Consider the following 15,048-nt stretch of genomic DNA (forward strand, 5'->3'; position numbering starts at 1 on the left):
ACCGGGCACATCATGGACCGACTGATCTATACCGCGATGACGGGCGCGAGCCAGGCGCTCGAGCAGCAAGCCGTCGTCGCGAACAACCTGGCGAACGTCTCGACCACGGGCTTTCGCGCGCAGCTCGCGAATTTCCGCTCCGTGCCGATGTCGTTCGGCGACGGCTCGACCGTCAACGACTCGACCACGCGCACCTTCGTGCTCTCGGCGACGCCTGGCTCCGACATGACGCCCGGTGCGATCTCGCGCACCGGCAATCCGCTCGATATCGCGGTGCAGGGCAACGGCTTCATCGCCGTGCAGACCGCCGACGGTAACGAGGCGTACACGCGCGCGGGCAACCTGCACGTCGACGAAAACGGCCAGCTCGTCACGGCCAACAACCTGCAGGTGATCGGCGGCGGCGGCCCGATCGCGGTGCCGCCGGGTTCGGCGGTCACGATCGGCTCGGACGGCACGGTCTCGGCGATCGCGCCGGGCAGCCCCGCGAGCGCCATCGCCATGATCGACCAGATCAAGTTCGTGAACCCGCCCGCGGGCTCGCTCACGCGCGGCGACGACGGCCTGTTTCACACCGGCGACGGCAATCCGGCCGACGCGGACCAGTCGGTCCAGATCGCGACGGAATCGCTCGAAGGCAGCAACGTCAATCCGGTGGCCGCGATGGTCTCGATGATCACCAACGCCCGGCAGTTCCAGATGCAGACGAAGCTCTTGCAGAACGCCGACCAGAACGAGCAGTCGGCGAACCAGCTGCTCAACTTCAGCTAAGACATTTAAAGGCTGCGGGCTCTACAGCAGACGCCGCGCCGGGAGAAATACACCGTGAACCGATCGCTCTACATCGCCGCCACCGGCATGAACGCCCAGCAGGCGCAGATGGACGTGATCTCGAACAACCTCGCGAACGTGAGCACCAATGGCTTCAAGGGCTCGCGCGCGGTGTTCGAGGACCTCATGTACCAGACGCTGCGTCAGCCGGGCGCGAACTCCACGCAGACCACCGAACTGCCCTCGGGCAGCCAGGTCGGCACCGGCGTGCAGCAGGTCGCGACCGAGCGTCTCTACACGCAGGGCAACCTGCAGCAGACCGGCAACTCGAAGGACGTGGCGATCAACGGCGCGGGCTTCTTCCAGGTGCAGATGCCCGACGGCACGACGCAGTACACGCGCGACGGCTCGTTCCAGACCAACTCGCAGGGCCAGCTCGTCACGTCGAGCGGCTACCAGGTGATGCCGGCGATCACGGTGCCCGCCAACGCGACCTCGCTGACCATCGGCAGCGACGGCGTGGTGACGATCACGACGCCGGGCTCGGCCAACGCGACGACCATCGGCTCGCTGCAGCTCGCCATGTTCATCAACCCGACCGGCCTGCAGTCGAACGGCCAGAACCTCGTGTCGGAAACGGCGTCCTCGGGCGCGCCCACGGTCACCACGCCGGGCCTGAACGGCTCGGGCTCGCTCAATCAGGGCTACGTGGAATCGTCGAACGTCAACGTCGTGCAGGAACTCGTCAACATGATCGAGACGCAGCGCGCGTACGAAATCAACAGCAAGGCGGTCACGACGTCCGACCAGATGCTGCAGACGCTGAGCCAGATGCAGGTCTGATGACCGCGGCATCGAAGTCAGGCAAACGGTAGCAACAGCAACACGGAATCGAAGTGGTGAGGAGCATGGGCCAGTCCGTTCAATTCAACTTTCGCGCAGGCGCGCGGCGTCAGGCGACTTACGTCGCCGTGGCGGCGGTCGCGCTCGCTGCGCTCTCGGGCTGCGCCTATATCCCCAACCGGCAGCCGATCGTGCAGCAGCCGATGACGGCGCTGCCGCCGGCGCCGCCCGTCAACAGCTCGCCGGGCTCGATCTACAACCCGGGCTACGTGGGCCGTCCGTTGTTCGAGGATCAGCGTCCGCGTAACACCGGCGACATCCTCACGATCGTCATCTCCGAAAACATCAACGCGACGAAGTCCTCGGGCGCCAACACCAAGCGTGGCGGCAGCACGGCCTTCAGCGTGCCGGTCGCGGGCTTCGCGCCGGGCTTCTTCTCGCGCGCGAACCTCTCGGCCACGGGCGCGAACCAGTTCGACGCGACCGGCGGCGCGAACGCCTCGAACACGTTCACGGGCGTGATCACCGTGACGGTCACGAACGTGCTGCCCAACGGCAACCTGGTGGTGTCGGGCGAAAAGCAGATGCTCATCAACCAGGGCAATGAATACGTGCGCTTCTCGGGCGTCGTGAATCCGAACACTGTTGCCGGAGACAACTCCGTGCTCTCGACCGACGTCGCCGACGCGAAGATCGAATACTCCGCGAAGGGCGTGATCGACGAAGCCGAGACGATGGGCTGGCTGCAACGCTTTTTCCTGAATGTCGCGCCATGGTGAAGATCCGTTTCCAACGCACGCGCCGCTCGCGCGTGAAAGACCTGCTGGCCGCCTTCGGCGTCGCGGCCGGTTTCGTGTTCGCGTGCGGCGCGCTGCTCGCCTACGCGACGCCCGCGCGCGCCGAGCGCGTCAAAGACCTCGTGACCTTCGCCGGCGTGCGCGACAACCCGCTGATCGGCTATGGCCTCGTGGTGGGTCTCGACGGCACGGGTGACCAGACCACCCAGGCGCCGTTCACGACGCAGACGCTCGCGAACATGCTCGCGAACCTCGGCATCTCGATCAACAACACGTCGAGCTCGTCGGGCTCCTCGCAGACGCTGAACAACATGCAGCTCAAGAACGTGGCGGCGGTGATCGTCACGGCGACGCTGCCGCCGTTCGCGCGCCCCGGCGAGCAGATCGACGTGACGGTGTCGTCGCTCGCGAACGCCAAGAGCATTCGCGGCGGCACGCTGCTGCTCACGCCGCTCAAGGGCGCGGACGGCCAGGTCTACGCGCTCGCGCAGGGCAACGTGGCGGTGGGCGGCGCGGGCGCGTCGGCCAACGGCAGCCGCGTGCAGGTGAACCAGCTCGCGGCTGGCCGCATCTCGGCGGGCGCGACGGTCGAGCGCGCGGTGCCCTCGCCGGTCGCGCAGCAGGGCGGCATCCTGCAGATGGAAGTCAACGACATGGACTACGACACGACGCAGCGCATCGTGGCGGCGGTCAACAACCTGTTCGGCGACGGCACGGCGGCAGCGGTCGACGGCCGCACGATCCAGGTGCGCGGCCCGAGCGATCCGGCCTCGCAGGTGGGTTTCATCGCGCAGATCCAGAATCTCGACGTGCGCCCGGCGCAGCCGGCGGCGAAGGTGATCCTCAACGCGCGCACCGGCTCGATCGTGATGAACCAGATGGTCACGCTCGAAAGCTGCGCGGTGGCGCACGGCAATCTTTCGGTGGTCGTGAACACGCAGACGGCGGTGAGCCAGCCGGGCGCGTTCTCGAACGGCCAGACCGTGGCGGCGCGGCAGTCCCAGATCCAGCTCAAGCAGGACAATGGATCGCTCAAACTCGTCACGGCGGGCGCGAATCTCGCGGAAGTCGTGAAGGCGCTCAATGCGCTTGGCGCAACGCCGGCGGATCTGATGTCGATCCTCCAGGCGATGAAGGCGGCGGGCGCATTGCGTGCCGACCTCGAAATTATCTAAGGATGTGAACAATGGATAACTCGAAACTCGGCGGCAGCGGCGGCCTCGACCTGACCAACCGTTTCGCGCTCGACGTGCAGGGCTTCGACGCCATGCGCGCCGCCGCGAACGCTTCGCCGCAGCAGGGCGTGAAGGCGGCCGCGAAGCAGTTCGACGCGGTCTTCACGCAGATGATGCTCAAGAGCATGCGCGACGCGACGCCCGACGACGGCCCGCTCGATTCGAAGGACGGCGCGCAGTTCACCTCGATGATGGATCAGCAGCTCGCGCAGCAGATGTCGAACAAGGGCGTCGGCGTCGCGAACGCGATGATCAAGCAGCTCATGCGCAGCATGGGCGGCCAGGCGGGCATGGACGGCGCGGGCGGATCGAGCGGCGCGGGCGGCATCGCCGGCGCGATGCAGGGTCTCTCGGGCGCGGGCGGCAGCGGCAGCGAAGGCAACCTCGCGATGCTCAACGCACTCGGCCGCGCGTACGGCAACGCCGCCGCCAATGGCGCGCTCGGCAAGGGCCAGGGCTGGGACGCGAACAGCGCGCTCACGCCGGCGATGCGCGGCAACGGCGACGACAAGGTCGACGCCTTCGTCAACAAGCTCGCCACCGGCGCACAGCAGGCGAGCGCGGCGACCGGCATTCCGGCGCGCTTCATCGTCGGCCAGGCCGCGCTGGAGTCGGGCTGGGGCAAGCGCGAGATCATGAAGGCGGACGGCAGTACCAGCCACAACGTGTTCGGCATCAAGGCGACCAAGGACTGGACCGGCAAGACCGTCACGACCATGACGACCGAATACGTGCACGGCAAGCCGCAGCGCGTGGCCGAGAAGTTCCGCGCCTACGACTCGTACGAAGACGCGATGACCGATTACGCGAGCATGCTCAAGAACAACCCGCGCTACGCGTCGGTGATCAACGGCTCGCACAGCGCCGAGAGCTTCGCGCACGGCATGCAGCGCGCCGGTTACGCGACCGATCCGCACTACGCGAAAAAGCTGCTGTCGATCATGCAGCAGATGGTCTGATCGGCGCCGATCGGCTTCGATTTACCGTTTTACAGCGCGCGCGGGCGGCGTACTCAGCCCGCATCGACTGCAACGCGGCGCGCCTCGCGCGGCCGCGTTTGCGTACGTCGCCCTGCTTTTTGGGGACTTGCCGGGCCATGCCCGAGCGGCGCGCGTTGGCGTCATGCAAACGTTCCCTCGCCGACGATGCGCGCCGGATGCGCGCACGTTGCGCGACGATCCGCGCATCAGCGCGGGCGAAATGTGCGCCGCAACACAGTTTTTTTACGGCCAAGCCCTAAATTTCCGCGTCAGCCTGCCGCTAATGCAGGCGAGATCGAAAAGATTCAAGGGCGGCAGAACCGCCCGGACGGCGCGCAGCGGGCAGTCCGTCGCGCGCCGGCATGTCCACGAAATTCCGGCAGGCCGATGAATACCGTTCATTCGAATCAACAGGAAGCCTCCGAGGGCGAAGGCACCGACTTTGGCCGGCGTAATCCGCTGGAAGTCGGGGTGCAGTTGCGCAACCTCGCCAACCGGGGCGATTTCCTCACCTTGCAATACCGCGGCGGCCAGCTGGTCACGCGCATCCTCGACGTCAATACGCGCGAGCGCACCTTCACGTTCGACTGGGGCGCGCTGCCCGAGCAGAACCGCGAGGTGCTGGCGGCGCAGGAATGTCAGTTCCATGCCTCGCCCGACGGCGTGCGCGTCGAGTTTTCCACGGGCGCGCCGCGCGAGACCGAGTTCGAAGGGCGGCCCGCGTTCGAAGCCGGCTTCCCCGAGGTGCTCTTTTACGTGCAGCGGCGCGAGTATTTCCGCGTCGATACGCCCGTGCTCGAACCGTGCCTGTGCCGCGGCGCGCTGCCGGCGGACGGCCTGCGCTTCCAGTTCGAGGTGCACGACCTGTCGCTCGGCGGCATCGGTCTGCGCACGACCGACCCGCGCGCGGCCGAGTTCCAGATGGGCCTGACGATCCGCGACGTGGAGCTGGATCTGCGCTCGCAAGGCACGCTGCGCGTCGATCTGGCGCTGGCCGTGCTGCGCTTCGTCGATCTGCCGAACGGCGACCGCCGCTATCACCTCGGCTTCCGTTTCGAGGCGCTGCCCGGCGCGGCGGAAAACAGCCTGCAACGCTACATCACGCAACTCGAGATGAAGCGGCGCGCGTTCCAGCGCGCCTGATGCGTCGGCGGCGCGCCGGAGCTTGCGCGCGCCGCCTTCGTATCGCCGCGGCAGTGCGGCGGCAGTATCGGGATACACCGTTAAAAAGGGCCTCGAACGAGGTCTGAAAGAGCGCCTCGACGGCGCCTGCGCTCGACGTGGCGCTCCACGGCAAGCACGTTTGCGCCAGTCGTTTCGGACTGCCGCACGTTGTTGCACGCCGCCGCCGCGCATGCCTCGCGCATCGTCCTGCCCACGCGCGCTTCGCGAGCGTTCCGGGCAAACGTTTTCTGCGCGAAATTCCCGATCCTTACGCTTAATTTTCGCCTCGCGCTGCCGTTATAAAAGGGGTTCACCCACGCGGCCCGAGCGATCAATCCGACGACGGCCGTTCATGAGGATCATGCATGTCCAACATTTTCTCGATCGGCCTGAGCGGCTTGCAGTCGGCCCAGATCGGTATCGCCACGGCTGGCGAGAACATCAGCAATTCGTCCACCGCGGGCTACAACGTGGAAAAGGCGGTGTTCACCGAGGCGAACGGGCAAAATTCGGGCAGCGGCTACATCGGCGCCGGCGTCAACACGGCCACGGTGCAGCGCGCCTATAGCCAGTACATCACGACGTCGCTGAACAACGCGCAGTCGACCAACAGCGCGCTGACGGCTTCGTACACGCTCGCCACCCAGCTGTCGAACCTCGTGGGCAGCCCGACCTCGGGCATCGCATCGTCGATCACGTCGTTCTTCTCGGGTCTGCAGGACGTGTCGAACTCGCCGGACAGCACGGCGACGCGCCAGACTGCGCTGTCCGACGCGCAGTCGCTCGCCGACCAGATCAACGCCGCCGGCGAGCAGTACGACTCGCTGCGCCAGAGCGTGAACACGCAGCTGACGAACGCCGTTTCGCAGATCAACACCTACACGCAGCAGATCGCGCAGCTCAACACGCAGATCGCCACGGCGAGCGCGTCGGGCCAGCAGCCGAACCAGCTGCTCGACCAGCGCGACCTCGCGGTGTCGAATCTTTCGCAGCTCGTGGGCGTGCAGGTCGTGCAGAACAGCAGCGGCTACAGCCTGTTCCTCGGCAACGGCCAGCCGCTCGTGGTGAGCGGCCAGAACTACAACCTGACGACGCAGCCGTCGAGCACCAATCCGACCGAGATGACGGTGGCCTGGCAAGGCCTGCCGGGCTCGACCACCGCCGCGCAGCCGCTCACCAGCGCGGCGCTGCAAGGCGGCACGGTCGGCGGCCTCGTGTCGTTCATGCAGGGCACGCTCGATCCGGCCGAAGCGCAGCTCGGCGCGATCGCCACCAGCTTCGCGGCGCAGGTCAACGCGCAGAACGCGCTCGGCCTCACGCAAGGCGGCGCGGCGGGCGGCGACCTCTTCACGGTGGGTGCGCCGGTCGTCACGGGCAACCTGAACAACACCGGCACCGCGACGGTCTCGGCTTCGCTCACGAATCCCACGAGCCCGCCGACCGACAACTTCACGGTCTCGTATTCGAGCGGCACGTGGACGCTGACCGACACCACGACCAACACGGTCGTGGGTTCGTCGACCACGCAGCCGAGCACGACCAGCCCGCTCACGGGCGGCGGCGTGTCCGTCAGCATGACGGGCACGATGGCGAACGGCGATTCGTACTCGATCAATCCGACGGCGGGCGCGCTCGACACCTTCGCGGTGGCGACCAGCGATCCCTCGGCGATCGCGGCGGCTTCGCCCGTGCTGGTCTCGGCGCCCACCACGAACACCGGTACGGCCGTGGTCACGCAAGGCGCGGTGACCTCGGGCTACACGATTTCCTCGACGCCGACCACGCTCACCTACGACTCGTCGACGGGCTCGCTCTCGGGCTTCCCGGCGAACTCGACGATCACGGTGACGGTGCCGGGCTCCAGCACGCCGACGACCTACACGATCGACGCGACGGGCACGACCACGGTCCCGTACGACTCGACCACGGGCGCGACCATCGCGATCGCGTCGAGCACGGGCACCGACATGAACAACGTGAGCTTCACGCTCACGGGGGCGCCCGCGAACGGCGACACCTTCACGATCGCGCAGAACTCCGGCGCGGCGCAGGACGGCCGCAACGCGCTGGCGATCGCGAACCTGACCTCGGGCACGTCGTTTACGAACTCGCAGACGCTGACCAACGCGTACTCGAACTACGTGAACTCGATCGGCAACACGGCCAGCCAGTTGAAGGCGTCGAGCACGTCGCAGACCTCGCTCGTCACGCAGCTCACCTCGCAGCAGCAGTCGGTGCAGGGCGTGAACCTCGACGAAGAAGCGGCCAACCTGCTGCAGTACCAGCAGCTCTATCAGGCCAACAGCAAGGTGATCCAGACGGCGGCGTCGCTGTTCCAGACCCTGATCGGCATTTTCCAGTGAGGCGCTGAGCCATGCGTATCGCGACTTCCCAGATTTACAGCTCCAGCGTGTCGACGATGGAGAACCAGCAGTCCCAGATGCTCAACGTGCAGCAGCAGATTTCGACCGGTATCGCCATCGCGAATCCGGCCGACAATCCGCTCGGCGCGGCGCAGGCCGTGCAGCTTTCGGCCACGGGCGCGACGCTCTCGCAGTACGCGTCGAACCAGACCACCGCGCTGTCGACGCTGCAGCTCGAAGACTCCACGCTGACGAGCATCACGAGCACGCTGCACAGCATCAACCAGCAGCTTCAGTCGGCGGTGAACGGCTCGCTCAACGACTCCGACCGCCAGGCGCTCGCGCAGCAGCTGCAAGGCGAACGCAACCAGCTGCTGACGCTCGCCAACACCACGGACGGCCAGGGCAACTATCTGTTCTCCGGCTTCCAGAGCACCACGGCGGTGTTCGCGAACAAGAGCGGCGGCGGCGTGACCTACAACGGCGACGGCGGCCAGCGCACGATCCAGGTGGCCGGTTCGCGCACGATCGCGGTCAGCGACACGGGTTCGTCGGTGTTCCAGAGCGTGTCGGCGGTCGGTTCGTCGGCGGTGACGCGCGGCAACACGGCGAACACGGGCACGGGTGTGATCGGCGGCGTCACGGTGACCGACACCACGCAGGCGACCAACAATCACAGTCTGTCGATCCAGTTCAGCGACGCGAGCGGCTCGCTCACGTATTCGGTGATGGACAATTCGACCTCGCCCGCGACGGCGCTCTCGTCGAACCAGCCCTACACGGACGGCCAGGCGATCGCGCTCGGCAGCGGCATGAACGTGACGGTCACGGGCACGCCCGCGAACGGCGACTCGTTCTCGATCACGCCGGCGACGGACCCGCAGAACAGCGACATGTTCCTGAGCATCGACAACGCGATCGCCGCGCTGCAGACGCCGGTCAACGGCGACGTCGCCGCGAAGGCCACGCAGACGAACGCGCTGACGACCGCGCTCACCTCGATCGGCAACTCGCTGTCGAGCGTGATCACGACGCAGGCTTCGGTGGGCGGCCGCGAGCAGGAAGTGAAGGCGTTGCAGGCCGTCACGTCGACCAACTCGCTGCAGACGACGTCGAACCTCAGCGATCTCACGGACACCGACATGACCGCGGCGATCTCGCTGTACGAGCAGATCTCGAACGCGCTGTCGGCCTCGCAGAAGAGTTTCGCGGCCACGCAGAATCTCTCGCTGTTCCAGTACATCAACCCGTAAGACGCGCGGGTTCGGAAACGCAAAACGGCGGTGCGCGAGAAGCGCACCGCCGTTTTCTTTTGTGTCTTTTGTGTCTTTAGCGCCGCGCGCGGATTCAGGCCGCCGGCTTGAGCGCGGCCGCCACGCGGCCCATCTGCTCCAGCCCGCCGTCGATCAGGCGCGCGAAGTAGGGAATCATGTTCGGCGTCATCGCCATGATCAGCAGCAGGCCGACGAGCATGGTGATCGCAAAGCCGATCTGGAAGATACCGATCTGCGGCGCGGCGCGGTTGAGAATGCCGAGCGAGAGATTGGTGATGAGCAGCGCCACCACCACGGGCAGCGACAGCAGCAGGCCCGCGTTGAACACCGTCGCGCCCCACTCCGCGAGCAGCCGGTAGCCGTTGCCGGACAGCACGTTGGCCGAGATCGGCACGCTCGTGAAGGTCTGCATGAGCGCGGCGATCATTTGCAGATGGCCGTCGAAGGCGAGGAAGGCGAGCATCGCCATCATGTTGAGCCACGACGACAGCGCGGGCGTGGTGCTATTGGCCTGCGGATCGAAGAACGAGGCGAAGCCGAGGCCCATGCCGAGACCCATCAGGTCGCCGGCGGCCGTCACGATGGCGAACACCATCTGCATCGTGAAGCCGAGCGCGATGCCGATCAGGAACTGGTTGACCAGAATCCACACGCCTTCGGCCGAGAACACCGTGGTTTGCGGCATCGGCCCGAGCGTGGGCGCGACGATCAGCGTGATGAAGGCGCCGAGGCCGATCTTCACGCGCATCGGCACCGAGCGGTTGCCCACGATCGGCGCCACCGCGATCAGCGCGAGGATGCGCGTGAACGGCCAGAGAAACGCGGTGAGCCAGCCGTTGAGCTGCGCGTAGGTGACGGTGAACATCGTGAGGAATGCGCGGCGGCGCCCGGCGGGGCGGGCCTCAGCCCGCGAGCGACGGAATGCTCGTGAACATGTGGCGCATGTAGTCGAGCATGGTGGTGAGCATCCACGGACCGGCGATCACCAGCGTGACCGCGATCGCGATGAGCTTCGGAATGAACGAGAGCGTACTTTCGTTGATCTGCGTGGCGGCCTGGAACAGGCTCACGATCAGACCCACGGCGAGCGAGACGAGCAGCAGCGGCGCGGCCAGCAGCAGGGCGACGTACATCGCCTGATGCGAGAGCGTCATGACCATTTCGGGCGTCATCGTCGGGTCCTCAGGTGAAGCTCTGCGCGAGCGAGCCGATCAGCAGTTGCCAGCCGTCCACGAGCACGAACAGCATGAGCTTGAAGGGCAGCGAGATCGTCGCGGGCGAGACCATCATCATACCCATCGACATCAGCACGCTCGCCACCACCATGTCGATGATGAGAAACGGAATGAACACCGTGAAGCCGATCTGGAAGCCGGTTTTCAGCTCGCTCGTGATGAACGAGGGCACCAGCAGCGTGAGCGGCACGTCCTCGGGGCCCTGCATCGGCGGCGCGTGCGCGATGCGCGCGAACAGCGCGAGATCGGACTCGCGGGTCTGGCGCAGCATGAAGGTCTTGAACGGCGCGACGCCGCGCGTGACCGCTTCCTCCATCGGCAGCGTGCCGGCGGAGAAGGGCTTGTAGCCGTCGTTGTAGGCCTTGTCGATGACCGGCGACATCACGAACAGCGTCAGGAACAGCGCGAGGCCCACGAGCACCTGGTTCGGCGGCGTGGTGGTCGTGCCGAGCGCCTGGCGCAGCAGCGAGAGCACGATGATGATGCGCGTGAAGCTCGTCATCATCAGCACCATCGCGGGCAGGAACGTCAGCATCGTGAGCAGCAGCATCGTCTGCACGCTCAGCGAGTAGGTCGTTCCGCCGGCGGCGCCGGGGCTCGTGGTGAAGGCCGGCAGGCCTTGCGGGCCGGCGGCGGCTTGCGCGTGCGCCAGATGCGGCAGCATCAGCGCCACGGCGCCCGCGCCGAATGCGAGCGCGACGGGCAGCGCCGCGCGCGAGAACTTTACGGAAGTCATGAGGGAGGACGAGGGCGCGTCGTGAAGGGTACGGCCGTGCATTTACTGCGCTCCGCCGTCGTGACGCTTGAAACGTTTGCCGGCTTCGTGTTTCAGCGCGTCACGAAAGCGCTGTCCGAAGCTGCCTTGCAGGGCGGGGCCGCCCGTTGCCGCATTGGCCGCATTGGCTGCGTGGGCCGCATTCGCGGCGGGCAATTCGCCCGCGGGCATCGTGTGCAGGAGGCGCACGCTGCCGGGCGCCGCGCCGAGCACGAGCCAGGTGTCGCCGATCTCGACCACGGCCACGCGCTCCTTGCCGCCGAGCGAAGCGCCGCCGACGGTTTTGACGAGCGCGTTTTTCGGGCCGTGCTGCAAACCGAGACGCCGCGCGAGCCACGCGCAGCCGAACACGACCGCGATCACCAGCGCGAGTCCGAACACCGTTTGCAGCAGCGCGCCGAAACCGAGCGCCGGCACCGCGCTGCCCGCGACGACCGCCGAAGCGTTCGAGGCGTTCTGCGCCGCCTGCGTCGCCTTGTTCACGGCCTGCAGATCGGCGGCGTTGGCCGCGCCGGCTGCGCTCGCCGCGCCCGAAAGGGCCAGCGCGAGCGCGAGGTGGAACGTCCGGCGCGCGCGAACGAAGCGCGCTGCGGGCACGGCGGCCGGTTTCATCGATTCAGCTTCCGGATCCGTTCGGACGGCGTGATGATGTCGGTCAGACGGATACCGAACTTGTCGTTCACCACCACCACTTCGCCCTGGGCGATCAGGCAGCCGTTCACGAGCACGTCCATCGGTTCGCCGGCGAGGCCGTCGAGTTCCACGACCGAACCCTGCGCGAGTTGCAGCAGGTTGCGGATCGCGATCTTGGTGCGGCCGAGTTCGACGGTCATCTGGACGGGAATGTCCAGAATCATGTCGATGTCGTTGCGCGTCGAGTTCTGGTCGACCTTCGAGAGCGGCTGGAACACGGCGGCGGGCGCGGCGGCCGGCACGTCGTTGCTGTTCTGCTCGGCCATCGCGGCCGCCCAGTCGTCCAGCGACGCCTCATCGGCGCCCGAACCCGGCACATCGGCCGCGGCTTCCTGACCCGCTTCGAGCACGGGTTCTTCGCCTTGCGTGGCGTTCACGTCACTCATATCCACCTTCCTTCATCGTGTCGGCTGCGCTGATCATCTTCTGGACCCGCAACGCGTATTGACCATTGAAAATTCCGTAGCCGCATTCCATCACCGGCACGCCGTCGACCTTCGCGACGATGTGCTCGGGAATGTTGACCGGCAGGACATCGCCCTTCTTCATGTTCAGGATCTGCTCGAACGTGATGGGCACCTGCGCGAGATCGGCGGTGAGCTCCACTTCGGCGGCCTGCACCTGCTGCGAGAGCACGCGCACCCAGCGGCGGTCCACGTCGAGCACTTCGCCTTGCAGCGGCGAGGCGAGCACGTCGCGGATCGGCTCGATCATCGAGTACGGCATGCAGATGTGCAGCGTGCCGCCCGTCGCGCCGAATTCGATCGAGAACTGCGTGACGATCACGATCTCGTTGGGCGTCGCGACGTTGGCGAACTGCGTGTGCATTTCCGAGCGCACGTATTCGAAGCTCAGCGGGCGCACGCTTTTCCACGCCGTCGTGTAGTGCTCGAAGACGAGGTTCAGCAGGCGCTGGATGATGCGCTGCTCGGTCTGCGTGAAGTCGCGGCCTTCCACACGCGTGTGGAAGCGGCCGTCGCCGCCGAACAGGTTGTCGACCACGAAGAACACGAGATTCGGGTCGAACACGAACAGCGAGGTGCCGCGCAGCGGCTTCACATGCACGAGGTTCAGGTTCGTCGGGATCGGCAGGTTGCGGGTGAACTCGCTGTACTTCTGCACGCGCACCGGGCCGACGGAAATCTCGGCGGTGCGGCGCATGAAGTTGAAGACACCCACGCGCAACAGCCGCGCGAAACGCTCGTTGATGATTTCGAGGCCGGGCATCCGGCCGCGCACGATGCGTTCCTGCGTCGCGATGTTGTAGGGCCGCACGCCCTGCTTTTCGGACGAGCTGGAGTCGCTGTCGACTTCGCCGGTGACGCCCTTGAGGAGGGCATCGACCTCCTCCTGCGACATGAACTCGTCGTGACCACCCATGCTCATGATGCGAGGCTCCCGGATATCTGCGCGCTGTGCATGGCGTTACTGCACGACGAATTCGGTGAACAGCACGTCTTCGACCTTGGCGGGCTCGCCGTGCGGGTCGGAGGGCTTCGAGATCAGCGCGGCCAGCTCGGTGGCGAGTTCGCGCTTGCCGTCGAGCGGCGCGAGGTCCGACGGATGCTTGTTCGAGAGTGCGAGCAGCACGCGGCTGCGGATTTCCGGCATATGCGAGACGAGCGCGTCCTGGGTCGCCTGGCTGTCGAGCTTGAGCGTGAGGCCGATGCGCAGATAGTGCGTGTCGCCGTCGTCGGACTGCAGGTTCACCGTCATCGGTTCGAGCGCGTAGTAGACCGGCAGCGGCGGCGGCGGCGGTGCGCTCGCCGTGGCGGCGGCCGGATGGCGCGACATGAAGAACCACACGCCCGCGCCGGCGGCGCCAGCGGCAAGGATCGCGATGATCACGATGAGGAGGATGCGCTTGAGCGGTCCGGGTTTCGCGCCCTGGGGCGCAGCTTGATCTTTTGCGGTCGTGGTCGCCATGTCGGTCGTAAGCCTGGGTGGTGCGGTGTTGGGGCCGAGTGTGGGGCCGTCGGGTCGGGAGAACGTCCGGCGCTTCGCGCAATTCGCGCGCCGCGTGCGTCATCAATCCCGGCAGCCTGCATTGTTCCGGCTTTTGCCTTACAGCGAAGGGAGGAATAGACGGGGGATTTCCGGCTATCTCGTGGTTTTGTCGCGGGTGCGGCGCGCGTGCCCGAAAGCGCCGATGCGCGCGGCATCGCGGGCGCCGGGGCGCGCTCGCATCATGTTGGAGAGCGATGCCCGACGATCGGCGCGTGATGGGGTTCGATCAGAGGCGATCGAGCGTGGAAGCGTGAAAGCCCGGCGGGCCCGGCGTGTAAAAAACGGCCGGCGGCGCTGCGTGCGCCGCTGGCCGTGCCGATGAGCGCTTCTAACCGCGCATGACCCCGCATGACCCCGCATGACCCCGCATGAGCCCGCATGAGCCCGTATGACCGCCGATGACGGTCTCTGGCCGCGCCGCCGGGTTTTATGGCACTCAGGCGAACGTGTCGATCAGGCCGACCGTGCGCGTGGTGGGCGCCGAGGTGGTGCTGCCGATCGCGTCGTCGGCGCTGCTGCCGGACGCGAGGCTGCTGCCGCCCGAACGCGACGAGCGCGAGCCGCTGCCCGAGCCGTTGCCGCTGTCCTGCTGCGCCTGCTGGTTCATCTGGCGCGAGAAGCCGTCGCTGACGCTCGCGCTGCCGAGGCCGATGCCGTTTTCCTGCATCTGCTCGCGCAGCTTCGGCAGGGCCGCTTCGACGGCCTCACGCACCTGCTGGTGCTGCGAGACGAAGAGGGCGTGCGCGTGGTTCTCCGAGACTTGCAGCACCACTTGCAGCGGGCCGAGATCCTTCGGGTTGAGCGTGAGTTCCGCCGAGCTCTGGTGCGCGCTCGACAGGAACACGACCTTCTGGCTGAGCGCGTCTTCCCAGTCGCTCGTGCCCACCTGCGGCGCGAGCGTGGCCGAAGCC

The 15,048-nt window shown here is 66.8% G+C and carries 15 protein-coding genes and 1 pseudogene; 8 read left to right on the forward strand and 8 right to left on the reverse strand.

Going from position 1 to position 15,048, the window contains the following annotated elements; all coding sequences use genetic code 11:
- Positions 1 to 12: 12 nt before the first annotated feature.
- From flgF to flgL, 8 genes and pseudogenes are all read left to right on the forward strand, one after another.
- Complete coding sequence (gene flgF, locus LDO54_RS32060) at positions 13 to 771, forward strand: flagellar basal-body rod protein FlgF (protein WP_224015667.1); 759 nt, start codon at positions 13 to 15, stop codon at positions 769 to 771.
- 54 nt (positions 772 to 825) lie between these two features.
- Positions 826 to 1,614 carry a flagellar basal-body rod protein FlgG gene (flgG, locus tag LDO54_RS32065; RefSeq protein ID WP_224015669.1) on the forward strand — a complete coding sequence of 263 codons (789 nt, stop codon included), beginning with the start codon at positions 826 to 828 and terminating at the stop codon, positions 1,612 to 1,614.
- Positions 1,615 to 1,679: 65 nt separating this feature from the next.
- On the forward strand, positions 1,680 to 2,393 hold the full coding sequence (flgH, locus tag LDO54_RS32070; RefSeq protein ID WP_224015671.1) for a flagellar basal body L-ring protein FlgH: 714 nt from the start codon (positions 1,680 to 1,682) through the stop codon (positions 2,391 to 2,393).
- Positions 2,387 to 3,586 carry a flagellar basal body P-ring protein FlgI gene (locus tag LDO54_RS32075; RefSeq protein ID WP_224015674.1) on the forward strand — a complete coding sequence of 400 codons (1,200 nt, stop codon included), beginning with the start codon at positions 2,387 to 2,389 and terminating at the stop codon, positions 3,584 to 3,586. The genes flgH and LDO54_RS32075 overlap by 7 nt, the downstream gene beginning before the upstream one ends.
- Positions 3,587 to 3,601: 15 nt before the next feature.
- Positions 3,602 to 4,605, forward strand: a pseudogene (gene flgJ / locus LDO54_RS32080) (flagellar assembly peptidoglycan hydrolase FlgJ).
- Positions 4,606 to 5,013: 408 nt separating this feature from the next.
- On the forward strand, positions 5,014 to 5,769 hold the full coding sequence (locus LDO54_RS32085; protein WP_224015678.1) for a flagellar brake protein: 756 nt from the start codon (positions 5,014 to 5,016) through the stop codon (positions 5,767 to 5,769).
- A 386-nt stretch (positions 5,770 to 6,155) separates the two neighbouring features.
- A complete protein-coding gene (flgK, locus tag LDO54_RS32090; RefSeq protein WP_224015680.1) occupies positions 6,156 to 8,153 on the forward strand; it encodes a flagellar hook-associated protein FlgK in 1,998 nt (665 codons plus the stop codon).
- Between the two features lie 11 nt (positions 8,154 to 8,164).
- Entirely contained in the window at positions 8,165 to 9,406 is a 1,242-nt protein-coding gene (flgL, locus tag LDO54_RS32095; RefSeq protein ID WP_224015681.1) for a flagellar hook-associated protein FlgL, read from the forward strand.
- A 94-nt stretch (positions 9,407 to 9,500) separates the two neighbouring features.
- Here flgL and fliR read toward each other — a convergent pair whose 3' ends face one another.
- The 8 genes from fliR to LDO54_RS32135 all read right to left on the reverse strand — a co-directional run.
- A complete protein-coding gene (gene fliR, locus LDO54_RS32100) occupies positions 9,501 to 10,292 on the reverse strand; it encodes a flagellar biosynthetic protein FliR (RefSeq protein ID WP_224015683.1) in 792 nt (263 codons plus the stop codon).
- 37 nt (positions 10,293 to 10,329) lie between these two features.
- Positions 10,330 to 10,599 carry a flagellar biosynthesis protein FliQ gene (gene fliQ / locus LDO54_RS32105; protein ID WP_224015686.1) on the reverse strand — a complete coding sequence of 90 codons (270 nt, stop codon included), beginning with the start codon at positions 10,597 to 10,599 and terminating at the stop codon, positions 10,330 to 10,332.
- 10 nt (positions 10,600 to 10,609) lie between these two features.
- Positions 10,610 to 11,398 carry a flagellar type III secretion system pore protein FliP gene (gene fliP, locus LDO54_RS32110; protein ID WP_224015688.1) on the reverse strand — a complete coding sequence of 263 codons (789 nt, stop codon included), beginning with the start codon at positions 11,396 to 11,398 and terminating at the stop codon, positions 10,610 to 10,612.
- Between the two features lie 42 nt (positions 11,399 to 11,440).
- Positions 11,441 to 12,049: a flagellar biosynthetic protein FliO gene (fliO, locus tag LDO54_RS32115; protein ID WP_224015690.1), complete on the reverse strand. Its 609-nt coding sequence runs from the start codon at positions 12,047 to 12,049 to the stop codon at positions 11,441 to 11,443.
- Positions 12,046 to 12,516: a flagellar motor switch protein FliN gene (gene fliN, locus LDO54_RS32120; protein ID WP_224015692.1), complete on the reverse strand. Its 471-nt coding sequence runs from the start codon at positions 12,514 to 12,516 to the stop codon at positions 12,046 to 12,048. The genes fliO and fliN overlap by 4 nt, the downstream gene beginning before the upstream one ends.
- Positions 12,509 to 13,510, reverse strand: a complete 1,002-nt coding sequence (fliM, locus tag LDO54_RS32125; RefSeq protein WP_224015703.1) for a flagellar motor switch protein FliM — start codon at positions 13,508 to 13,510, stop codon at positions 12,509 to 12,511. The genes fliN and fliM overlap by 8 nt, the downstream gene beginning before the upstream one ends.
- A gap of 45 nt (positions 13,511 to 13,555) precedes the next feature.
- On the reverse strand, positions 13,556 to 14,056 hold the full coding sequence (gene fliL, locus LDO54_RS32130; protein ID WP_224015695.1) for a flagellar basal body-associated protein FliL: 501 nt from the start codon (positions 14,054 to 14,056) through the stop codon (positions 13,556 to 13,558).
- 517 nt (positions 14,057 to 14,573) lie between these two features.
- A partial coding sequence (locus LDO54_RS32135) for a flagellar hook-length control protein FliK (RefSeq protein ID WP_224015698.1) occupies positions 14,574 to 15,048 on the reverse strand: 475 nt, incomplete at its 5' end.

The organism is Paraburkholderia tropica, assembly GCF_914484835.1.
In the GTDB taxonomy this organism is placed as follows: domain Bacteria; phylum Pseudomonadota; class Gammaproteobacteria; order Burkholderiales; family Burkholderiaceae; genus Paraburkholderia; species Paraburkholderia tropica_A.